Source organism: Serratia sp. NCCP-200, from assembly GCF_059697885.1.
The window spans coordinates 441,544-463,425 of record NZ_BAAKUJ010000001.1; the positions used below are offsets into that span (position 1 = coordinate 441,544).

Genomic DNA, 21,882 nt, shown 5'->3' on the forward strand with positions numbered 1-21,882 from the left:
AGGTAGCCCTAGTGATAATTAGTGATGGTCTTACGTTTTGGGGTTCGATTGCGGGTGGTATCTTTGTCGTCCTGCTGATTATCGGACTGATTTTTTCACGCCTGTATCGCCGCGCTTCGGCGGAACAGTCGTTGGTACGTACCGGTCTGGGCGGTCTCAAGGTGGTGCTGAGCGGTGGTGCCATCTCCCTGCCGGTGTTTCATGAGATTGTTGAAATCAACATGAAGACCCTGAAGCTGGAGGTCAGCCGTGCCATGCACGACAGCCTGATCACCAAGGACAGAATGCGCGTCGACGTGGTGGTGGCATTTTTTGTCCGTGTGCAACCGACCATTGAAGGGATCTCCACTGCCGCACAGACTTTGGGCCAGCGTACGCTGTCACCGGAAGATCTGCGCCAACTGGTGGAAGACAAGTTTGTTGATGCCCTACGCTCCACCGCAGCGCAGATGACCATGCAAGACCTGCAAGATACGCGCGAAAACTTCGTGCAGGGCGTGCAGAGCACGGTATCCGAAGATCTGGCGAAAAACGGCCTGGAGCTGGAAAGCGTATCGCTGACCAACTTTAACCAGACCTCGAAAGAGTATTTTGATCCTAACAACGCCTTCGATGCCGAAGGGCTGACCAAGCTGACGCAGGAAACCGAACGCCGTCGTCGCGAGCGTAACGAAGTTGAGCAGGACGTGGAGGTCGCCGTACGCGAGAAAAACCGCGATGCCATGGCACGCAAGCTGGAGATCGAGCAGCAGGAAGCCTTCATGTCGCTTGAGCAGGAGCAGCAGGTCAAGACCCGCAGCGCCGAGCAAAGCTCCCGGATCGCCACCTTCGAAGCGGAGCGCCGCCGCGAGGCCGAACAGAGCCGCATCTCCGCCGAGCGCCAGATCCAGGAGGCGGAAATCGAGCGTGAGCAGGCGGTACGGACCCGTAAGGTAGAGGCGGACCGTGAAATCCGCGTCAAAGAGATCGAACAGAATAAAGTCACTGAAATGGCCGCCATCGAGCAGAAAAAAGTGACGGAAATTGCCGAGCAGGATAAAGCCATCGCCATTGCCGCCAAGTCCGAGCAGCAGTCCCAGGCTCAGGCGCGCGCCAATGACGCGTTGACCGAAGCGGTGAAAGCGGAGCAAAACGTGGAAACTACGCGCCAGACTGCCGAAGCCGATCGTGCCAAACAGGTTGCTCTGATTGAAGCCCGTCAAGGGGCAGAAACCGAGGCGATGCAACTGACGCTGAAAGCCCGTGCGGAGAAAGAGGCCGCTGAACTGCAGGCCGCTGCCATCATTGAACTGGCCGAAGCCGCACGTAAGAAAGGCTTGGCAGAGGCGGAAACCCAGCGTGCGTTGAACGAAGCGGTCAACATGCTTTCCAGCGATCAGACCAGCCTGAAGTTCAAACTGGCGCTGCTGCAGGCACTGCCGGCGATCATCGAGAAGTCCGTTGAGCCGATGAAGGCCATCGAAGGCATCAAGATCATGCAGGTGGATGGGTTGAACCGTTCTGGCGGTACCGCAGGTGCGACAGCGGCTTCGGTCGGCGGAGGCAACCTGGCCGAGCAGGCGATGTCTGCCGCTCTCGCCTACCGCACACATGCTCCGGTTATCGATTCCCTGCTACAGGAAATCGGTATCAGCGGCGGATCATTACAGGCGTTGACCGCTGCTTTGCCGCAGGCGCAGCCAGTTGCTCCGGTGGTGGAGCCTGACGCTGTAGTCGTTCAAGAAGAAATTACGGAACAAAAGCCGGAGTCGTATGCTCCGTCGACTGAGCACAGCATCACGACGGTAAGCCTTTCCTGAGTTACGACTGGATGGGATTAATAGAATAAAAAACGGCGGGATAATCCCGCCGTTTTTACGTTTCTGTCCAGGAAAACAGATTAGAAACGGTAGTTGAAGCCAGCACCGTACAACCAGGCTGAACCCTTCGATTCGAAGGTATATGGGCCTTCTTTGATGGTGACTTTCTGGCCGTGCATGTAGGACACACCCACGTCGACAGAAGCGTCTTTATTGAACGCGTAAGTGGTACCGGCACTGATCCAGGTGCGATCCTGATCCGGGATCGAGATAGACCGGTTTTGTGCTGGGACCGGGCTATCGTCGAAGGCGATACCGCCACGGAAGGTCCAGTTATCGTCGTAGAAGTAGGTAGTACCCAGCGCGATACGGTAAGCATCACGGAAGCCTTCATGCTTCTGGAACAGCGTTTTGCCGTTGTTGTCTGTCGCTTTCAGCTCCTGGAACTGGCTCCAACTGGTATAGGCCATGCTGTAGTGGATCGCCCACTGCTGTGCCACTCGGTTATACCCGGAGATCTCCCACATTTCTGGCAGGTTCAGGGTCAGAGAACCCGGGACGTTGTTACCGTCGGTCCCCATTGGTAGGCCAAACTGCCCGAGCAGGCCGTTATAGGCGGAAGGCAGGCTGCTTCGGTAGTCGCCGTCAAAGTCGATTTTCACTTCAGAGCGGTAAGTAAAGCCGTAGCGGTTTCTGTCGTCTACTTGATACAAAATGCCTGCGTTCCAGCCGTAGCCCCACTTGTTACCTTCCAGATGAGAGATCTGGGTATCCGCAGGGATTGAACCAATTGCGGCCGCCTGTTGAGGGGTTAATAACTGCTGCTTGAGGCCTTGGTTTGCCAGCAGCAGTGGTAAATCGCCGGCGAAGCGATCGATCTTGGCTTTGGCATACACTGCATCGAAGCCCAGACCGAAGCTGAATTGTTGGTTCAGACGGTATGCGAGGCTCAGGTTGAGGTTTGCCGTGGTCAGGTCGGTAGTCCCGCCGACGGAGCCAGCGGTGTAGCCTTCGTTGTATTCGGTGGCCAGGCCATAGTTGCTGGTCACAGAACCGCCAACGGCCCATTGGTCATTCAGCGGTTGGATGTAGTGCAGGTTGGGTACCCAGGCGGTCGGGGCAATGTTCTTCGCATCCAAGCTGCGGCCTGAAGGTGAGGTGCCGGTAATGTTAACGTCTGGGTCAATAAAAACGGCGCCAGTGGAGAAAGAAGGGCGGTCAAACATCATCATGGTTGCCGGGTTACGGCTTGCTGAGGCTGCGGTATCCGCCACTGCGCCTTCGCCAGAATAGGCTCGCCCTAAACCAACTGCCGAGAACTCGTTCAGCTGGAATCCTGCGGCATACACGTTCGAAGAAATAATTGCCACTGCAGCTGCGAGAGCTGATTTAGTGAATAGGTTTTTCTGGCTCATGACCAAAACCTCATTTTATGTGTTTATTATTTAAACAATGTTACACAAAGTAACATGGAGCGCGCGATTGTAGGGTCCGTTATCAATCTGACAAATCAGACCAGTGGCTGAATTATAGGTCCGACCTGTTAAGATGTTGCAAGTTTGTTTTTGAAATATTTCCAAATTGATATCAGAAAAGAGATCCACATAACAAAAAACGACCGATACATAACAAAACTCTTATGTTTTTTTACCAGGTGGCGATTTAGTTATGTGATTTCCGTCACTTAAAATGCTTACAAAAAGTAAGGCTAGTGATTGGCAAGCCTGAGGAGTAAAATAAACACAGAATTTTGTTTATTTGCGCCAGATCATAAATGGCTATTTGGGCGAGCTTAACCGCGGCCCGTGAGGAGATTTCAACTATGTCAGATGCAATCAATAAATGTAACGCTCAGGAAACTGCGGCCTGCTGCTGTGTCGATGTCGGAACCGTGATGGATAACACCGATTGCACCGCTTCCTACAGCCGAGTGTTTGCCAATCAGCAAGATGCAGAGCAAACCCTGGCAGCACTGACTGAAAAGGCGCGCGGCGTGGAGTCCGATCCTTGTGACATCAGCAGTAGCATTAAACCGGTTGACGGCGGCGTGCAACTGGATGTGGATTTCACCTTCTCTTGCCAGGCAGAGACCATGATCTTCCAGCTCGGCCTGCGTTAATCCCGATCCGATCCCGTAGGGGCGTAATATGCGCCCCTGCTGGTATCCGCACCGCTTTACCCCCTACCAGAAAGTTGCTCCCGCTCTCAGTTTTCACTTCTACCGGTTTGCCAAATGTAAACATTTGGTTAACAATGACCTCATCAGGTCAGACCTCTTTTTGTCCGTTGTGTTGACGGCCTCTCTTCAGGAGCGTTTATGAGTAAGGCATTGCCGCTGGTTACCCGTCTCGGCGACCGTATCGCCATCGTTCAAGGGCTGCGTACCCCTTTCGCCAAGCAGGCTACCGCTTATCACGGTATACCAGCGGTCGATCTTGGCAAGACTGCGGTGAGCGAGCTGCTGGCGCGTAGCGGCATCGATCCCGCCCTGATCGAGCAACTGGTATTTGGTCAGGTGGTGCAAATGCCTGAAGCGCCGAACATTGCGCGGGAAATTGTGCTTGGTACCGGCATGAGCGTGCACACCGATGCCTATAGCGTTTCACGTGCCTGTGCTACCAGCTTCCAGGCGATTGCCAACGTGGCGGAAAGTATCATGGCTGGCAGCATCAGTGTTGGCATTGCCGGTGGGGCGGATTCTTCCTCCGTGCTGCCGATTGGCGTTAGCAAGGCGCTGGCTCGTACGTTGGTGGACGTTAACAAGGCCCGCACGTTGTCGCAGCGTTTGAAACTGTTCAGCAAACTTAAGTTCCGCGATCTGATGCCGGTGCCGCCCGCCGTGGCAGAATACTCTACCGGTCTGCGCATGGGGGATACCGCCGAACAGATGGCGAAAACCCATGGCATTACTCGCGAGCAGCAGGATGCTTTGGCACACCGCTCGCATCAACTGGCCGCCAAAGCCTGGGAACAGGGGCTGTTGCGCGATGAAGTGATGACCGCCTATGTGCCGCCGTATAAAACCCCGCTGGCCGAAGATAACAACGTCCGCAAAGATTCCAGCCTGGAGTCTTATGCCCGCTTGAAACCGGCATTCGATCGCCGCCACGGTACCGTCACGGCCGCCAACAGTACGCCGCTGACCGATGGTGCGGCAGCGGTGCTGATGATGAGTGAGTCCCGCGCGAAAGAACTCGGCCTGGAGCCTCTAGGCTACCTGCGCAGCTTCGCCTTTGCCGCCATTGATGTCTGGGAGGATATGCTGCTCGGCCCTTCCTATGCTACCCCGTTGGCGCTGGATCGTGCCGGTATTACTCTGGCCGACCTGACCCTGATCGATATGCACGAAGCCTTTGCGGCACAAACGCTGGCCAACCTGAAAATGTTCGCCAGCACCGAGTTTGCCCAGCAGAAGTTGGGGCGTGAGCAGGCGATCGGTGAGGTGGATATGGAAAAATTCAACGTATTGGGTGGCTCCATCGCCTATGGCCACCCGTTTGCCGCGACCGGCGCGCGCATGATCACCCAGACGCTGCACGAGCTTAAACGGCGCGGTGGCGGTCTGGGGCTGGCCACCGCTTGTGCGGCTGGGGGATTAGGTGCGGCGATGATCGTGGAGGTAGACAAATGAGTTTCGAGAACGCATTGCACGAACAGCGTGCCAAGCCTTCGGCATTTCATCTGACCTTGCGCCCGGACAATATTGGCGTGATCACCATCGATGTGCCGGGTGAGAAGGTGAATACGCTGAAGGCGGAGTTTGTTGAGCAGATCAACGACGTGCTGCTCAAGGCGCAGCAGCTTGCCACCCTGGAAGGCTTGGTCATTCTATCCGGCAAGCCAGATTCCTTTATTGCCGGTGCAGATATCACCATGATTGCCGCGTGCCATACGGCCCAAGAGGCACAAACGCTGGCGAAGAAGGGGCAGAGCACGCTGGCACAGATTGCCGCGTTCCCAGTGCCGGTGGTTGCCGCCATTCATGGTGCTTGCCTTGGGGGCGGGCTAGAGTTGGCTTTGGCCTGCCATAGCCGCGTCTGTTCGCTGGATGACAAAACGGCGCTCGGCCTGCCGGAAGTCCAGTTAGGCTTGTTGCCTGGCTCTGGTGGCACCCAGCGCTTACCACGCCTGATTGGTGCCAGCAAAGCGTTGGATATGATGCTGACGGGCAGACACGTTCGCGCGCGTCAGGCGCTGCGTATGGGCCTGGTGGACGAGGCCGTACCGCAATCTATTCTGCTGCAAACCGCCATTGAGCGTGTGAAACAGGGCTGGAAGTCGCGCCGTGCGTTACCGTGGCAAGAACGCCTGCTCAACGGTCCGTTAGGCAGAAGCCTGCTGTTCAGCATCGTGCGCAAGAAGACCCTGGAGAAAACCCACGGTAACTATCCGGCAGCGGAGCGTATTATTCAGGTGGTGCGCACCGGTCTGGATCAGGGTAGTGCCAGCGGCTATGAAGCGGAGGCCCGCGCCTTCGGTGAACTGGCGATGTCACCACAGTCTGCTGCATTACGCAGCCTGTTCTTTGCCTCTACGGCGCTGAAAAAAGAGCGTGGCGGGGATGCTCAGCCCCATGAATTACAGCGCGTCGGTGTTCTTGGCGGTGGTTTGATGGGCGGAGGTATTGCCTGCGTCACGGCGACTCGCGGTGGGTTACCGGTGCGCATTAAAGACGTGAATGAGCAGGGGATCAACCATGCGTTGAAATACACCTGGGATCTGCTGGGCAAACGGGTACGTAGCAAACGCATGCGTCCGGCAGAGCGTCAGAAACAGATGATGTTGATTTCCGGCAGCACCGATTACAGCGGTTTTGAACGGGTCGACATCGTGGTGGAGGCGGTATTTGAAGATATCGCGCTCAAGCAGCAGATGGTGGCCGATATTGAACGGTATGCCGCGCCGCATACCGTATTCGCCTCCAACACCTCATCATTACCGATCGGCCAAATCGCGGCGCAGGCAGCCAGGCCGCAGCAGGTTATTGGTCTGCACTACTTTAGCCCGGTGGATAAAATGCCGTTGGTCGAAGTGATCCCGCATGCCACTACCAGCGAACAAACCATTGCCACTACCGTTGCTCTGGCCCATAAACAGGGGAAAACGGCGATCGTGGTCGCCGATCGCGCTGGTTTTTACGTCAACCGCATTCTCGCCCCTTATATTAATGAGGCGGCGCGCTGCCTGCTGGAAGGCGAGCCGATCGAATCGGTGGATAAGGCTTTGGTCGATTTTGGTTTCCCGGTGGGCCCCATCATGCTGTTGGACGAAGTGGGTATCGACGTCGGCACCAAAATTATCCCGATCCTGACGGCGGAACTGGGGCCACGCTTTGCCGCTCCAGCGGCGTTCGACGCAGTGCTGAAAGACGGCCGCAAAGGGCGCAAGAATGGCCGTGGTTTTTATCTGTACCCGGCCGAGGGCAGCAGGGCACGCCAGAAGCGCAAGAGCGCAGACAGCAGCATCTATCCACTGCTGGGTATCACCGCCAAGGCGCATATTCAACATGCGGTGATCGCCCAACGCTGTGTGATGATGATGCTCAACGAGGCGGCGCGTTGCCTGGATGAGGGCGTGATCCGCAGCGTACGTGACGGTGATATCGGCGCGGTGTTTGGCATTGGCTTCCCGCCGTTCCTGGGTGGCCCGTTCCGCTATATGGATGAGCTGGGCGCAGAGAAGGTGGTAAAAACCCTGCGCTATCTGCAACAGCAATACGGTGAATATTTTGCCCCTTGTGAACGCCTGCAGCGCATGGCTGAGCAGGGGGAACGTTTCTATCCGCAAGGCAGTTAACCAGCATAGCGGCCCGGTTTGCGCTACAGTTTGATCAGGGCCGCATTGTGATCGTCATCACTCATTGCAATTAGGGCAATCCCGGATGCTGTACAGGGAGATTGGGGAGGGGTAACGTAGCGTTTTGGTGGGTGGCTCACTCAGCGCTCCCAAAACTTCATAGCAACAGGGTTAAAATTTAACCCGTTGAATTGGTTGTTATGTCAGCGATGAATTTGTGTAAGGGCGCAAATGTTGTAAAAAACAGCGTTTTCTTTACGCGAACTTTCAGGCAAAATGCCCGGCCGCCATAGAGAGACGGCGCGTTATCGTTTGAAGCAGGCCTGTGTTCTTGAGTGCAACTCGGCGATACAGCACGCTCGGCGTTTCTGTATAGCGTTATTTTGTCAACAACAGCGGTGCAATATGCAAGTTTTGATTATGCGTCACGGAGAGGCGGCACTCGATGCAGCCAGCGATGCGGTAAGGCCTCTTACCGTTTGTGGCCGTGATGAGTCACGTCAGATGGCGGCCTGGTTGAACACCAAGTCTGTGGATATTGAACGAGTGCTGGTCAGCCCCTATTTGCGGGCCGAGCAGACGCTGGAAACGGTACGCGAAGCGTTAACGCTGCCGGAAGGTGAAGAAGTGCTGCCGGAGCTGACTCCAGGGGGCGACGCTGGGCTGGTGAGCTGTTATCTGCAGGCGCTGGCGAAAGAGGGCATTGGTGCGGTATTAGTGGTTTCCCATCTACCGCTGGTGGGTTATCTGGTGGCCGAACTGTGCCCAGGGGAATGCCCGCCAATGTTTGCTACCTCCGCCATCGCTAATGTCGAGCTGTCCGAGGATGGCAGCATCGGCAAGTTTGAATGGCAGGTCAGCCCGTCACAGGTGATGGCCAAGGTCTGAGCTGGTTCCCACCCTCAAAGGGCGATGATAAACATCGCCCTTTGTCATTAACGTCATCAAAATTGCCACTGTAACGTAAAGCCGAGGTTGACCGGGCTGGTGATGAAATTATCGGGCTTGGACAGCGGCACCCCAACGAAGGCGTCATAACCGACCGCTTTTACCTTCCCTCGAATACCGGCAACGCTACCGAGCAGGTGACCATCGGCAAAATCGTTACTACCGTCACCTTTCACCCGGCCATAATCCATACCCAGATATAATTGCTGCTCCAGTTTTGGCAGGTTCAGGTTCAGGTCATTGCGCAGGTAGTAGCCCTTGCTGGCCATCATATTCATTTCGCCGTCAAATCCACGTACGGTCCAGCGGTTACCGATACTGAATTGATCCTGAGTGGTCAGGCGGTCCGGGCTATATTGCTGGCGAAAGCGGGATTGATAACTCATTGAGAGATCTTGCACAGTAAATGGCGTATAGGTGCTGATATCCAGGTTGAGGATACGGCTTGACGGAGCGCTGTCCACCGGTCTTTCGGCACCAAACCAGGTGGTATCACGCTGATAGCTCAACATGGCATCGACAATGGACTGGCCGACGTAGTGGCGGTGATTGAACTCGACGCTCCAGTTGGCCATATTACGCTGTTGTAACTGCAGTTCCGTATCGTTCAGGTAAAAATGCGAGTTACGCTTGAGGACCTGAAAACTGAGCGTGTTTTTTTGGCTTGCGTTGCGATACAACAGGCGATTAACTTTTAAGCTAAGGTTGCGATACTTGCCGCGGTAGGAAAAATCGGTATAGATGCCATGGATATTTTGCAAATACTCGCTGCGGCTGGCATATAAATCCACTGACCAAAAGCCGTAGGGCACCGAGTAGTACAACGAGCCATTATTAGCATGACGGGTCGATTGGAACTGCAAATCACGACCGGCAGAAACGTAGAACAGATCGTTCATCGAGGTCGGGTTATCAATATATAAAGCCAGGCCGCTTTGATAGCGGCTGGTTTGTTTACTGCCTGAGTCATCCAGCCAACCGCCCAAACGCCAGAATGAGGGTTGTTCACGGGTTATTTCCAGGTCGGATTCACCCGCATGTTTGCCTGGGTGGAGTGAAATATTGGCAACGACATCAGGAATGCGCTGCATGTTTTCCAACCCCTGCTCAATAGCACGCAGATCCAGCAGATCCCCTTGGCTGCCAGGGAAGGTGGTGTGCAAGTTGACGTACTTATCGCTGTCATCGGTTAGCCTGACGTTGCCAATGGTGCCGGGCAGGATATCCAGGGTGAGAAGCCCTTCGGTCAAATTTTGCTGGGGGATCATGACCCTGGTAGTGATATAGCCATGCCCAATCAGGTCATTTTGTAAGGCAGTTGCGAGCGTTTTCACCCCCTGGATCCCCAGGCAGCGCCCTTGTGCTTGTTCTGTCAGTTTGCGCAAGGGTATCCAATGAGGGATCTTGTCGTCCTTATTCAGTTCAACCCGTTGAATGGTGAAGCAGGGTTGTTCTTCAGGAAAGTCAATGTGGGTACTTAGTCCAGCGTTGCCGGCGGAGCGCACGTCTTTACCTACGGTTTCCAATTGGTTGTAGCGTGCTTTTTCCTGTTCCTGCTGGTGGCTCATTTGCTGCTCAATAAACTGGCCATTTTCAGCTGCCTGAACCAAGGGGGTGAGAATAAGCAATAGCCAAGCATGGGGAGAGCGAAAACGCATGTTAACTTCCTTATTAATATGATTTTTCTTAAATCAGACGCGGTATGGATATAGGTAAAAAAAGAAAAACAGCTGATGGCCATTGTTAACATGGCTATCAGCTTGTAATTACCTATCTCGCGATGAATAGATGTGATAGGGGGGCAGCATTAGCACTGGATTAGCGCTTGCTATGGATTTCTACAGTATTGTCTGAGATCAGTTTGCCGTAATTACTGAATTTCCCATCAGTACTGACCTTGATCTTGTTTTTGCCAGCCAAGGTCCCTTGATTATAGAAGCTGCCATCGACCTGCTGACCATCGGAAAGCGGGCCGCGCTTCATATTGATCTCTAAAGTATCACCGGCCTCAATGTTTCCAGCAGTGCTGGCCGATGAGCCATTATCTAAACGTGAGGCATTAACCACCAGATTTTCGCCAGCAATCATATTGCCATTGTGATTGCCAATGTTGGCCGCAGTCAGCGTGATGTTTTTATCGCTCCCAATATGCCCATGCTTATTGGCTATGAGATACTTAGAGATAATGGTGATATCCCCCTGAGAAGCGATGACACCATACTCATTATTGAGTGAGGAGCTTAAATTTAGGCTCATGTCACCACCGCTGAATATTCCGTATTCTTGGGTCGGATTGTGATAAGCACTATTAACCAGACGAGCGGCGTCGATATTCAAAGCTTCTTGAGCCATGATTTTTCCTGAGTTGCTTTTAATCTCTGACGCTTTTATAGCTATGTTGCCTTCTGCCAGGATTTCACCCTGGGTGTTATTCAGTTCGGATGAGACGTTGATAACAACGTCATCCTTGGTTTGGATGAGGCCATATTGACTGCTTATCTTGTAGGCATTCAGCGTCACGCAGCAGTTAGCCTCAATAATCCCTCTGTCGTTGAAGAGCGTGTTAGCGGTATTAACAGTCACGCCACCGACATCTGATACAATTCTACCCACGTAGTTATTCACACCATACTTGGCGTCCAGGGTGACATCGTCCACGGCACTGATGATACCGCCGCTGTTTTTGATTGAGGATCCTTTGGTGCTAATCATAATACCCTTTCCAGCGCTGAGTTCACCATTATCATTATCAACACCTACATTTGAAGATGAGGCTGCGGAAATGTCGATGTTGATATTGCCATCGGCCACCATGGTCCCTTTGATGTTTCTCACGTAAGCGCTTTTAATATCAATATCATTGCCCGCTTCAAGATAACCATCTGGGCTGTTTATTACGTATGTATTGTTGTTACTGGGGGTCAATACCACCCTGAGATCTTTTTGGGCAGAAATAGTCCCCTTATTGGTGAGTGAACCATTCATGTTCATGGTCACATCACCAACAGAAGCGGCGAGGGTGCCAGCGTTATTTACACCCACGCCATTCCCGGTACCGATCAGCGTAATTTTGTTGGCGTACATGCCGCCCAGGTTGGAAACGTCAAGACCTATGCCAGACTGACGAGCAGCAGAGAGCAGGGTGGCTTTGGTGTTGTCGACATTAACGCGGTTTTGGCCATAAGTGACCCTTAGATCCTGAGCCTGCACGTCGGCGTTAATGGCAACGGTGTGGGCAATTAAATCGGTATAGTTGGCGCTGGAACTCTGCAAGCCATCGCCAGTAATGGTAATTTTACCTTTGTTGACAACGTAATCGAGGACGCGCCCATTAGCCACCGAGGCCTTGCCCGTGGTCAAGGTCGCACGATTGGCGTTGATGAAACCGCAGCCGTTACAGGTAATCCCCGATGGGTTGGCAATAATAACCTGTGCATTCTGGCCTGCTACCTCAATCATCCCGTTGAGTTGGCTGGCTTTAGCGGAGTTGACTTCATTGAGGATAACGTTAGCGGCCCCTTTGGCCATATTCTTGTTGCCGTTAATGGCACCCGCCACCTGGGTCGTCGAGTTTTGTGCGCTGTTATTTAGCACCACTCCACCACGGTCTACGTCAAACTGGTTATAGATATTGTGAGAAACGCCCCCTCTGCCGGGCTTATTAATGTCGATAACCGTACCGCCTTTGATGGAGCTGGCACCGAGCGATGGGCCACCTGGTGCGGAAACGATAGCGGCTTGGGTAACGGTGACTCCCTGTAAGGCCAGCAGGCTAAAGAAACAAATTGGCGAAAGTTTGGCAAGAAACGGCTTCTGTTTGTTTTTTAGGGTCATAATATTATTTCCTATAATATTTGAAATGCAAAGGCTATCAATATTGATAGCCGAACTGGTGGAAAAAGGCTTTGCAGCTAACTTCATTTCTGTCAACCATGAGGGATCATCCCCAAGTTGTGCAGGTGGTATATACTATTATTTGATTAACTTAAGGTGCTATATTTGCGATGCGGCTATTTGTAGCAGTTATTAACTGCGCATAACAATGTATACGCTTTATCTACGTATAACAAAATGCGCATTCTACTGACAATATTCCCCTTGTCTACTTTTTGGCGTTAATACAGGATCATTCTCGTAAATTTTAAATCACATCAGTGATTTTTGTTTCAAGCATATTTAAAACAAATGTTTTATTTGAAATCCCAGCTTAAAAGCGTTTGGTGTATTTAAGTGGATAGGGTACTGGGGAGGGGACTTAAGTTTTTGCCAGGATTGGTAGGGGCTATTTTGTCAAGGTTGTTCCCAACTCATGGCCCCTTTTGGACACCGTCATTGAGGATTGTTTGGCACCGCCAAGTGCCATTTTATTTCGCTATTCGGCTAGTTCGATCAACAGCAGTATGGCTGCGTTACCGCCCCATTCTTTGGGAGCCTGGTGGAACGCCAGCACGTCCGGATGTTGCGCTAGCCACAGCGGCGTTTGCTGCTTGAGGATGTGTTTACCGTGGCCGTGCATTACGCAGGCACAATGCACGTGCTCACGCTTGCAGGCGGCGATCATCGCCCCTAGCTCCTGCTTGGCCTGCATCTGCGTCAGGCCATGCAAATCCAGGAACAGATCCGGCACGTAATCTCCGCGGCGCAGTTTCTTCAACTCATAGTGGCTGTAGCCGGGACGCACATAGCGCGTTGGGCCCTCATCCTCCAACTGCGGTTGAAACTCATCGGAAAAGTAAAAGCTGGCATCCACCTGCTCTTGCAACAGGCGCTGCGGCGCGATCTGCTTGGTTTTCATTTTCGGTTTTGGGTGGACGATGGTGTCCTGCGGCAGCTTCTTTGCTCCCGCTACCGACTCTCTAAAGAGCAATAATTCATCTTTGCTCAGAGGGGGCTTATTCTTCATTATTCGCTCGTCGCCTATCATTTATCGCGCTAGTTTACCTGCTCGAAGGTTTCTGTCGACGCAAAACTGGCACTGAATGCCAACCAGAATGCTGCTACGCTGCTATTGCTGCTGATTTGTCGCAGGCTTCATGGCAAACTACGGGGCTAAATCATGAATCATCGTGCCTGCCGGAGGGCAAATTGGACAAAATTTTCGTCGAAGAAGCAGTGAATGAGCTGCACACCATTCAGGATATGCTGCGCTGGGCCGTAAGCCGTTTCAACGCCGCCAATATCTACTATGGCCACGGAACCGATAACCCGTGGGACGAAGCCGTGCAATTGGTCTTGCCCAGCCTGTTCCTGCCGTTGGATATTCCTGAAGATATGCGCACTGCGCGTTTAACCTCCAGCGAGCGTCACCGCATCGTTGAGCGAGTGATCCGCCGTGTCAACGAGCGCATCCCGGTTGCTTACCTGACCAATAAAGCCTGGTTCTGCGATCTGGAGTTCTATGTCGATGAGCGCGTGCTGGTACCGCGTTCGCCGATTGGTGAGCTGATCAACGATCGCTTCAGCGCGCTGATCCCACATCCGCCACGCCATATCCTGGATATGTGTACCGGCAGTGGCTGCATCGCTATCGCCTGCGGCTATGCCTTCCCGGAAGCGGAAGTGGACGCGGTAGATATCTCCACCGACGTGCTGGCCGTGACCGAGCGTAATATTCAGGCGCACGGCGTGGAACATCAGGTGATCCCGATCCGCTCCGATCTGTTCCGTGACGTCCCCGCGATCCAATACGATCTGATCGTCACCAACCCGCCGTATGTCGATGCGGAAGATATGTCCGACCTGCCGCAAGAGTTCCGCTTTGAGCCGGAGCTGGGCCTGGCCGCAGGCAGCGACGGCCTGAAGCTGGTGCGCCGCATTCTGGCCTGTGCGCCAGACTTCCTGAGTGATGACGGCGTGCTGATTTGTGAAGTGGGCAACAGCATGGTACATCTGATGGAACAATATCCGGATATTCCGTTCACTTGGCTGGAGTTTGATAACGGCGGGGACGGCGTATTCATGCTGACCAAACAGCAACTGATTGACTGCAAAGAGCATTTCAGCCTCTACCGCAGCTAACCAACAACCTGGGCTCGCCATAGTGTGAGCCTGTATGCCCCGTTTGCACGCGAACGGGATGACAACCAACGGTAAGGAGCCGTGATGGCAGGGAACAGTATTGGGCAGTTTTTCCGCGTCACCACATTTGGTGAATCTCACGGTGTGGCGCTGGGATGTATCGTAGACGGTGTGCCGCCAGGCATTCCGCTGACAGAAGCTGATTTGCAGCACGATCTCGATCGCCGCCGCCCCGGCACTTCGCGCTATACCACCCAGCGCCGCGAGCCGGATCAGGTGCGCATCCTCTCCGGGGTTTTTGAAGGCGTCACTACCGGCACCAGCATTGGCCTGATGATCGAAAACACCGATCAGCGCTCGCAAGACTACGGCGCGATCAAAGATGTGTTCCGCCCTGGCCATGCTGACTACACCTACGAACAAAAGTACGGCGTGCGTGATTATCGCGGCGGTGGCCGTTCTTCGGCGCGTGAAACTGCGATGCGCGTTGCCGCTGGTGCCATCGCCAAAAAATATCTGGCGCAGAAGTTTGGCGTACAGGTGCGCGGTTATCTGGCGCAGATTGGCGACGTGAGCTGCGAGCTGAAAGATTGGGATCAGGTTGAACAGAACCCGTTCTTCTGCCCGGATCCGGACAAGTTGGAAGCCCTGGACGAACTGATGCGCGCGCTGAAAAAAGAGGGCGACTCCATCGGTGCCAAAGTGACCGTAGTGGCGGAAAACGTCCCGGTTGGGTTGGGCGAGCCGGTGTTCGATCGTCTTGATGCCGACTTGGCGCATGCGCTGATGAGCATCAATGCGGTCAAAGGTGTAGAAATCGGCGACGGTTTTGCCGTAGTCACCAAGCGTGGCAGTGAAAACCGCGATGAAATCACCCCTGAAGGTTTCCAGAGCAACCACGCTGGCGGCATTCTTGGTGGTATCAGCAGCGGCCAGCCGGTGGTTGCCCATCTGGCGCTGAAGCCGACCTCCAGCATCATGGTGCCGGGCCGTACGATCAACCGTCAGGGTGAAGCGGTGGAAATGGTCACCCGTGGCCGCCACGATCCGTGTGTCGGGATCCGTGCGGTGCCGATCGCCGAAGCGATGATGGCGATCGTGCTGATGGATCACCTGCTGCGCCAGCGTGCGCAAAACGGTGATGTGATTTCCGACGTACCACGCTGGTAAGGGACTACGATGAAAAAATGGCTGCTGGGCTTCGCTGCGTTGATCGCTTCCAGCTCTGCCTTGGCATTAACGCCGTGGCAAAAGATTGACCACCCGGTCGGTGGCACTGCGCAGGCCGTTGGCGGTTTCGCCAATGGCTGTATCATCGGGGCGCACCCGTTGCCACTGAATTCACCGGATTATCAGGTGATGCGTACCGACCAACGGCGCTATTTTGGCCATCCTGACCTGCTGGCGTTTATTCAACGCCTGAGCAGCCAGGCCAACCAGAAAGCACTGGGCACGGTGTTGATCGGGGATATGGCCATGCCGGCCGGTGGGCGCTTCAGCAGCGGCCATGCCAGCCACCAATCCGGTTTGGACGTGGACATCTGGTTGCAGCTGCCTCGCCAACGTTGGAGCGCTCAGCAACTGTTGAAACCGCAGCCGATCGATCTGGTCTCTGGCGACGGTAAGCAGGTAGTGGAGCGCCAGTGGCAGCCGCAGATCGAATCCTTGATCAAGATGGCGGCGCAGGATAGCGAAGTGACGCGGATCTTCGTTAACCCGGCGATCAAACAGCGCCTGTGCCAGGATGCCGGTGCCGATCGCGGTTGGTTGCATAAGGTCCGCCCTTGGTTTGGGCATCGTGCGCATATGCACGTACGCTTGCGTTGCCCGGCGGGTAGCCTGGAGTGTTTAGATCAGGATGCGCCGCCGGTGGGCGATGGCTGTGGTGCCGAGTTGGCCAGCTGGTTCAAACCGCATCAGCCGAACGCCAATCCGGTCAAGAAGGAGCCGCCACCGCTGCCGCCAACCTGTCAGGCGCTGCTGGATAGCCACTTCGCCAACCGCTGATAGCCAAATAACAACGCCTCGAAAGGGGCGTTTATTTTTGGTGTCATAAGGCGTAGTGTGTGCGCAAATAAAAAAGCAGGCAGACGACTTATGGATGGGCTGGTGTTAGGTCCCGAATTGCTCGGGATACTGTTTCTGGTAGCAATGTTCGCCGGGTTTATCGATTCGATCGCCGGTGGCGGTGGGCTGTTGACCGTACCGGCTCTGCTGGCCGTTGGCGTTCCTCCCACGCAGGCGCTGGCGACCAATAAATTGCAGTCGGTGGGGGGATCGTTTTCCGCCAGCCTGTACTTTGTCCGCCGTCGCGCTGTCGATCTTAATACCCAGAAGCTGACCATCTTCCTGACGTTGGTGGGGTCAGTGATCGGGGCGATCCTGGTGCAGCATATGCGTGCCGATATACTGCGCCAGATGCTGCCGCTGTTGGTGATCGGTATCGGTGTCTATTTCTTGCTGACGCCACGGCTGGGGGAAAGCGATCGCCAGCGTCGGCTGGGGGCGTTACCCTTTGGCCTGGTAGCTGGGGGCTGTGTAGGGTTCTACGACGGTTTCTTCGGGCCAGGAGCTGGTTCGTTCTATGCCTTGGCCTATGTGACGCTGTGCGGTTTTAACTTGGCCAAGGCAACTGCCCACGCCAAGGTGCTGAACTTCACCTCCAATCTGGCCAGCCTGGTGCTGTTTATTATTGGCGGCCAAGTCATCTGGAGCATTGGTCTGGTGATGTTGGTTGGGCAGGTGTTCGGAGCCCGTCTTGGGGCGCACATGGTGCTGACCAAGGGCCAGAAGCTGATCCGGCCGATGATCGTGATAGTGTCTCTGATCATGAGCTGCAAATTGCTGTACGACAATCACGGGGCGGAAATCCAGCAATGGTTGGCGTTGCATTTTTAACATTTCAAAGGGGCGGCAAGCCGAGAGATATCGGCTATAATGGCCCCCTTAATTTTGTGGTTATTTGAGTTTTTTTATGCCAAACACACACCAGTATCCGCAACTGATTGAAATCTTTAATCAGTGTTTTAGCGATGAGTTCAATACCCGCCTGGTTAAAGGCGACGATGAGCCTATCTATCTGCCTGCCGATGATGAGCTGCCTTATAACCGCATCGTCTTTGCACACGGCTACTATGCCAGCGGCATGCATGAAATTTCCCATTGGTGCATCGCCGGGGCCGAACGCCGCAAGCTGGTGGACTTCGGTTACTGGTATTGCCCGGATGGGCGCGATGCCCAGACGCAAAGTGAATTCGAAGCGGTCGAGATTAATCCGCAGGCGCTGGAGTGGATGTTCTGCGTGGCGGCGGGTTTCCCGTTCAACGTCAGCTGCGACAATCTCAGTGGAGACTGCGAGCCGGATCGCATTGGTTTCCAGCGTAAAGTCCGTACCCGGGTGCTGGAATTGCTGGAGCGGGGAATACCCACACGACCTGCGCGCTTTATTCAGGCGCTGCAATCGTTTTACAATACGCCTCCGCTGGCGGCCGAGCATTTTCCCTACCCGGAAGATCTCTGAGGCCAGAGTCTGTTTGTTAACGAGGAAATTTGATGATCGCAGAATTTGAAGCGCGCATTCTGGCGCTGATTGATGACATGGTAGAGCACGCCAGCGATGATGAACTGTTTGCCGGTGGCTACCTGCGCGGTCATCTGACTTTGGCGGTGGCGGAATCGGAAGAACATGCCGAACACAGCGCCGAACAGCTCAAGGTGCGGGTGCAGAGCAGCCTGGACAAGGCCATCAAGGCCGGGGAACTTTCCCCACCGGATCAGGTGTTGGTGCTGGGCATGTGGGAAAACCTGTATCAGACAGCATTGCCGACTGAGTAATTGCTCTAAAGGGGGCAGCATCACGCTGGCCCCTCAAATGAACTATACCTCGCGTCCCTTCAGTAGCTTCCTGACCCACATGCGGTTTGGGTTCAACGCTGCCAACATCTCACTATCCCCCGGTAAGGGTTCGCCAAACAGCTGAGCCGCTAAAATCTCCGCGGCCAACGGCGCTGAGCACAGACCGCGTGAGCCCAAGGCTCCGATCATAAACAACCCCGGATACATTGGCGCATCGGCAATTGCTTCGCCGCGCTGGCGTTGCTGCTGTAAATCGCCATACAGCGCCAGAGTGGTTTGATAGTCCGGTACGGCACCCACCATCGGCATGTGGTCTCGCGTAGCGCTGCGTACGCCACAGCGGGCCTGCTGGCCACTGATATCCACCTCTTGCGGCCAACTCTGTTCTGGCAGACAGCGCAGCAGGCGTTCGCGGTTCTCTTCTTGCTCTGCCTGACTATATTCCGTGTTTGATTCACCGCGTTGGTAGCTGGCACCAATGCAGTGCTGCTGATTGCCAGGATTCACCGGCGTCAGATAACCGTCGTAACACAGTACCTGCTTTAACTCACTTAAGACTGGCGTAGTGGGAATATGTGAAACCTGGCCGCGCACTGCATAGGCCGGTAGAGCGGCACCAGGTTCCAGAGTGGTGAGTTGGTGCCCGTTAGCCAGGATCACCGTCGCATGTTGGTGAGTTGCCCCCCCAGCAAAATGCAACTGCCAACCTTCATCACTGCGGTTCAGATCGGAAAGCGTATGCAGATAGTGGCAAACCAATCCCTGCCGTTCGGCCAGGGCAATCGCGGCACGCGTCAGGTCGGCAGGGCACAGCCATCCCCCAAGCGAATAGTGAATGCCACCAAACCCCGTATCGACCCCACACAGCGTGCTAAGCGTAGCGCGATCGGCCGGTTGGGCCAGAGTGTGCGGCCAGGTAACGGCCAGGATCTTGGCGATCTTGCCTGCGCTCTTCTCGTCATAGGCCAATTGGCTGACGCCACACCACTGGTGATCGAACTCAACCTGCTGTTGCAGCAGGGCGTCATACTGGCGGCGGGCAAAGGGGAAGGCGGCGCAGAAGAAGTTTTCCAACGCATCGCCCCGGCCATTCAGCAATGGGTACAGCGCCCCCTGTCGATTGCCGGATGCGCCCTCTGCGGGCTGTGCATCGGCGCAATACAAGGTCACCCTGGCCCCACGGCGCAATAAGGCCAACGCGGTGAGCGCACTGGCTACGCCGCCGCCAATAATGGCGACATCGTCGGTATTCTCCGCTGCCGGGCGCAGGAACCACGGGCTTGGATTGACGCTTGCCGGGGTGTCGGCAGGTAGCTGACCGGTGAGCATCTCGCGTTTCTGGCCAAAGCCTTTGCATTTGGTAACCTCAAACCCGGCCTGCTGCAATCCACGGCGGACAAACCCTGCGGCAGTGAAGGTGGCAAAACTGCCGCCTGGGCGGGCAAAACGCGCCATGGTAGCAAACAGCGGTTCGCTCCACATATCGGGATTTTTGGACGGCGCAAAGCCATCGAGAAACCAGGCGTCAATTTGATCGTTCATGCTGGCATCAAAGTGCGGCAACAGGGTATTGACGTCACCGAACCATAAATCGAGCGTGATCTGCCCTTCGGCAAGCAGCAGGCGGTGGCACCCTGGCAGCGGCAAAGGCCACTGGGCGCGAAGCTCATCGGCAAAGGGAGCCAGTTCTGGCCATTGGGCATGGGCTGCCGCCAGATCCTCCAACTGCAATGGGTATTTCTCAAAGCTGATAAAATGCAGACGCTGCAAACTCGCCGCCGGTGTCTCCTGGCGGAAACGGGCAAAGGCCTGCCACAGAGTCAGAAAATTCAGCCCGGTACCGAAGCCGGTTTCTGCCACAATAAACAGTGAGCGTGGGTGATCGCTGAAGCGTTGTGGCAACCGGTTGCCCCCCAGAAAGACGTAGCGGGTTTCCTCCAGCCCATCCTGGTTGGAAAAATAGACGTCATCAAACTGTTTCGAAACAGGTGTACCTTGTTCATTCCAGCTTAACGCTGCGGTTTGGATGGGGGCATTGCTCACGGTAGGTTGCTCGTAATTCAAGGGATAGAGCGATTTTAACGGGGGTAGCCCCGAGGTGCAAACTGGGTAAAGATAATGCAAAATTATTCTGATCGGACTTGTTCGGCGTACATCTGTACGCTAAAGTGCGTTGCAAAATCCCGAATGTAAATTGTGGAAGAGGTACTTGAATGAAACGTGCAGTGATTACTGGCCTGGGAATCGTCTCCAGCATTGGTAACAACCAGCAGGAGGTCCTGGCAAGTCTGCAGGAAGGCCGCTCTGGGATCACCTTCTCCCAGGAGCTGAAAGATTCCGGCATGCGTAGTCACGTATGGGGTGATGTTAAACTCGACACTACCGGTCTGATTGACCGTAAAGTGATGCGCTTTATGAGCGACGCGTCGGTTTACGCCTATCTCTCCATGGAACAAGCGATTCAAGATTCCGGCCTGGCAGCCGATCAGGTGTCCAACGATCGCACCGGTCTGGTGGTCGGTTCCGGTGGTGGTTCTCCACGTAACCAGGTTGCGGGTTCTGACGGTATGCGCGCCAAAGGCCTGCGTGGCGTTGGCCCATACATGGTGACCAAGGCGATGGCATCAGGCGTTTCTGCCTGCCTGGCTACCCCATTCAAAATTCGCGGCGTGAACTACTCCATCAGCTCTGCCTGCGCAACTTCAGCACACTGTATCGGCCACGCCGTTGAGCTGATCCAACTGGGTAAACAAGACGTCGTCTTTGCTGGCGGTGGCGAAGAGCTGTGCTGGGAAATGGCCTGCGAGTTCGACGCTATGGGCGCGCTTTCCACCAGCTACAACGACACGCCAGAAAAAGCTTCCCGTACCTATGACGCAGCGCGTGACGGTTTCGTTATCGCAGGCGGCGGCGGCATGGTAGTGGTTGAGGAGTTGGAGCACGCTCTGGCTCGCGGCGCGCATATTTATGCGGAAATCATCGGTTACGGTGCGACTTCAGACGGTGCCGACATGGTGGCTCCATCGGGTGAAGGCGCGGTGCGTTGCATGAAGATGGCAATGCAGGGCGTAGACACACCAATCGATTACATGAACGTACACGGCACCTCCACGCCGGTCGGCGACGTGAAAGAACTGGGCGCGATCCGTGAAGTCTTTGGCGATAACACCCCGGCCATCTCTTCAACCAAAGCGATGACCGGCCACTCACTGGGTGCGGCGGGCGTGCAGGAAGCGATTTATAGCCTGCTGATGGTCGAGCACGGTTTCATTGCGCCAAGCATCAACATCGATAACCTCGATGAGAAGGCGGTAGGAATGAACATCGTGACCGAGCCAACCAAGCGTGAGCTGACCACGGTCATGTCCAACAGCTTCGGCTTCGGCGGCACTAACGCCACGCTGGTAATGCGTAAACTGCAGAAGTAAGCGCAGGGCGTCATATTATCAATCGGGCACCGTAATAG

The 21,882-nt window shown here is 54.8% G+C and carries 17 protein-coding genes; 12 read left to right on the top strand and 5 right to left on the bottom strand.

The annotated features are described in order from the left end of the window. Positions 1 to 11: 11 nt before the first annotated feature. Positions 12 to 1,799, top strand: coding sequence for a flotillin family protein (locus tag AC6HVW_RS02100; RefSeq protein WP_081367125.1), 1,788 nt, complete (start codon positions 12 to 14; stop codon positions 1,797 to 1,799). A gap of 80 nt (positions 1,800 to 1,879) precedes the next feature. Here AC6HVW_RS02100 and fadL read toward each other — a convergent pair whose 3' ends face one another. Continuing rightward, a complete protein-coding gene (gene fadL / locus AC6HVW_RS02105; RefSeq protein ID WP_071684088.1) occupies positions 1,880 to 3,214 on the bottom strand; it encodes a long-chain fatty acid transporter FadL in 1,335 nt (444 codons plus the stop codon). Between the two features lie 407 nt (positions 3,215 to 3,621). Here fadL and AC6HVW_RS02110 point away from each other — a divergent pair, with 407 nt between their 5' ends. From AC6HVW_RS02110 to sixA, 4 genes are all read left to right on the top strand, one after another. Continuing rightward, positions 3,622 to 3,918, top strand: coding sequence for a YfcZ/YiiS family protein (locus AC6HVW_RS02110; protein ID WP_021806065.1), 297 nt, complete (start codon positions 3,622 to 3,624; stop codon positions 3,916 to 3,918). A gap of 198 nt (positions 3,919 to 4,116) precedes the next feature. Further along, entirely contained in the window at positions 4,117 to 5,430 is a 1,314-nt protein-coding gene (gene fadI / locus AC6HVW_RS02115; RefSeq protein WP_024485084.1) for an acetyl-CoA C-acyltransferase FadI, read from the top strand. Then, positions 5,427 to 7,595, top strand: coding sequence for a fatty acid oxidation complex subunit alpha FadJ (fadJ, locus tag AC6HVW_RS02120; protein WP_186486564.1), 2,169 nt, complete (start codon positions 5,427 to 5,429; stop codon positions 7,593 to 7,595). Before fadI ends, fadJ begins: the two co-directional genes overlap by 4 nt. A gap of 405 nt (positions 7,596 to 8,000) precedes the next feature. Then, a complete protein-coding gene (gene sixA, locus AC6HVW_RS02125; protein WP_059201361.1) occupies positions 8,001 to 8,483 on the top strand; it encodes a phosphohistidine phosphatase SixA in 483 nt (160 codons plus the stop codon). A 56-nt stretch (positions 8,484 to 8,539) separates the two neighbouring features. Here sixA and AC6HVW_RS02130 read toward each other — a convergent pair whose 3' ends face one another. The 3 genes from AC6HVW_RS02130 to smrB form a co-directional block, all read right to left on the bottom strand. After that, positions 8,540 to 10,201, bottom strand: coding sequence for a ShlB/FhaC/HecB family hemolysin secretion/activation protein (locus tag AC6HVW_RS02130; RefSeq protein ID WP_186486565.1), 1,662 nt, complete (start codon positions 10,199 to 10,201; stop codon positions 8,540 to 8,542). Between the two features lie 160 nt (positions 10,202 to 10,361). Further along, entirely contained in the window at positions 10,362 to 12,464 is a 2,103-nt protein-coding gene (locus AC6HVW_RS02135; RefSeq protein ID WP_186486566.1) for a filamentous hemagglutinin N-terminal domain-containing protein, read from the bottom strand. Between the two features lie 451 nt (positions 12,465 to 12,915). Next, positions 12,916 to 13,446, bottom strand: a complete 531-nt coding sequence (smrB, locus tag AC6HVW_RS02140) for an endonuclease SmrB (protein WP_021806058.1) — start codon at positions 13,444 to 13,446, stop codon at positions 12,916 to 12,918. A 182-nt stretch (positions 13,447 to 13,628) separates the two neighbouring features. Here smrB and prmB point away from each other — a divergent pair, with 182 nt between their 5' ends. The 6 genes from prmB to AC6HVW_RS02170 all read left to right on the top strand — a co-directional run bounded on the left by prmB (position 13,629) and on the right by AC6HVW_RS02170 (position 18,395). Further along, positions 13,629 to 14,561: a 50S ribosomal protein L3 N(5)-glutamine methyltransferase gene (gene prmB / locus AC6HVW_RS02145; protein ID WP_021178614.1), complete on the top strand. Its 933-nt coding sequence runs from the start codon at positions 13,629 to 13,631 to the stop codon at positions 14,559 to 14,561. Between the two features lie 84 nt (positions 14,562 to 14,645). After that, on the top strand, positions 14,646 to 15,731 hold the full coding sequence (aroC, locus tag AC6HVW_RS02150) for a chorismate synthase (RefSeq protein WP_071684084.1): 1,086 nt from the start codon (positions 14,646 to 14,648) through the stop codon (positions 15,729 to 15,731). Between the two features lie 9 nt (positions 15,732 to 15,740). After that, a complete protein-coding gene (gene mepA / locus AC6HVW_RS02155) occupies positions 15,741 to 16,568 on the top strand; it encodes a penicillin-insensitive murein endopeptidase (protein ID WP_071684083.1) in 828 nt (275 codons plus the stop codon). A gap of 90 nt (positions 16,569 to 16,658) precedes the next feature. Continuing rightward, on the top strand, positions 16,659 to 17,459 hold the full coding sequence (locus AC6HVW_RS02160) for a sulfite exporter TauE/SafE family protein (RefSeq protein ID WP_071684082.1): 801 nt from the start codon (positions 16,659 to 16,661) through the stop codon (positions 17,457 to 17,459). Between the two features lie 76 nt (positions 17,460 to 17,535). Then, positions 17,536 to 18,081 (top strand): elongation factor P hydroxylase, encoded by a 546-nt coding sequence (locus AC6HVW_RS02165; protein WP_024529154.1) that lies wholly within the window; start codon positions 17,536 to 17,538, stop codon positions 18,079 to 18,081. 32 nt (positions 18,082 to 18,113) lie between these two features. Further along, entirely contained in the window at positions 18,114 to 18,395 is a 282-nt protein-coding gene (locus tag AC6HVW_RS02170; RefSeq protein WP_021806053.1) for a YfcL family protein, read from the top strand. A 42-nt stretch (positions 18,396 to 18,437) separates the two neighbouring features. On the opposite strand, the gene mnmC is transcribed toward AC6HVW_RS02170, so the two are convergent. Continuing rightward, entirely contained in the window at positions 18,438 to 20,459 is a 2,022-nt protein-coding gene (gene mnmC, locus AC6HVW_RS02175; protein WP_368439587.1) for a bifunctional tRNA (5-methylaminomethyl-2-thiouridine)(34)-methyltransferase MnmC2/FAD-dependent 5-carboxymethylaminomethyl-2-thiouridine(34) oxidoreductase MnmC1, read from the bottom strand. Between the two features lie 170 nt (positions 20,460 to 20,629). On the opposite strand from mnmC, the gene fabB reads away from it, so the two are divergent. Beyond that, positions 20,630 to 21,844, top strand: coding sequence for a beta-ketoacyl-ACP synthase I (fabB, locus tag AC6HVW_RS02180; protein ID WP_021178607.1), 1,215 nt, complete (start codon positions 20,630 to 20,632; stop codon positions 21,842 to 21,844). Positions 21,845 to 21,882: the final 38 nt, after the last annotated feature.

Bases quoted from the DNA above. Each gene is read 5' to 3' on its own strand.
- aroC (WP_071684084.1), top strand. From the start codon at position 14,646: ATGGCAGGGAACAGTATTGGGCAGTTTTTCCGCGTCACCACATTTGGT.
- AC6HVW_RS02110 (WP_021806065.1), top strand. From the start codon at position 3,622: ATGTCAGATGCAATCAATAAATGTAACGCTCAGGAAACTGCGGCCTGC.
- mepA (WP_071684083.1), top strand. From the start codon at position 15,741: ATGAAAAAATGGCTGCTGGGCTTCGCTGCGTTGATCGCTTCCAGCTCT.
- AC6HVW_RS02160 (WP_071684082.1), top strand. From the start codon at position 16,659: ATGGATGGGCTGGTGTTAGGTCCCGAATTGCTCGGGATACTGTTTCTG.
- fabB (WP_021178607.1), top strand. From the start codon at position 20,630: ATGAAACGTGCAGTGATTACTGGCCTGGGAATCGTCTCCAGCATTGGT.
- AC6HVW_RS02130 (WP_186486565.1), bottom strand. From the start codon at position 10,201: ATGCGTTTTCGCTCTCCCCATGCTTGGCTATTGCTTATTCTCACCCCC.
- fadL (WP_071684088.1), bottom strand. From the start codon at position 3,214: ATGAGCCAGAAAAACCTATTCACTAAATCAGCTCTCGCAGCTGCAGTG.
- sixA (WP_059201361.1), top strand. From the start codon at position 8,001: ATGCAAGTTTTGATTATGCGTCACGGAGAGGCGGCACTCGATGCAGCC.
- smrB (WP_021806058.1), bottom strand. From the start codon at position 13,446: ATGAAGAATAAGCCCCCTCTGAGCAAAGATGAATTATTGCTCTTTAGA.
- AC6HVW_RS02165 (WP_024529154.1), top strand. From the start codon at position 17,536: ATGCCAAACACACACCAGTATCCGCAACTGATTGAAATCTTTAATCAG.
- fadJ (WP_186486564.1), top strand. From the start codon at position 5,427: ATGAGTTTCGAGAACGCATTGCACGAACAGCGTGCCAAGCCTTCGGCA.
- AC6HVW_RS02170 (WP_021806053.1), top strand. From the start codon at position 18,114: ATGATCGCAGAATTTGAAGCGCGCATTCTGGCGCTGATTGATGACATG.
- AC6HVW_RS02135 (WP_186486566.1), bottom strand. From the start codon at position 12,464: ATGAAGTTAGCTGCAAAGCCTTTTTCCACCAGTTCGGCTATCAATATT.
- fadI (WP_024485084.1), top strand. From the start codon at position 4,117: ATGAGTAAGGCATTGCCGCTGGTTACCCGTCTCGGCGACCGTATCGCC.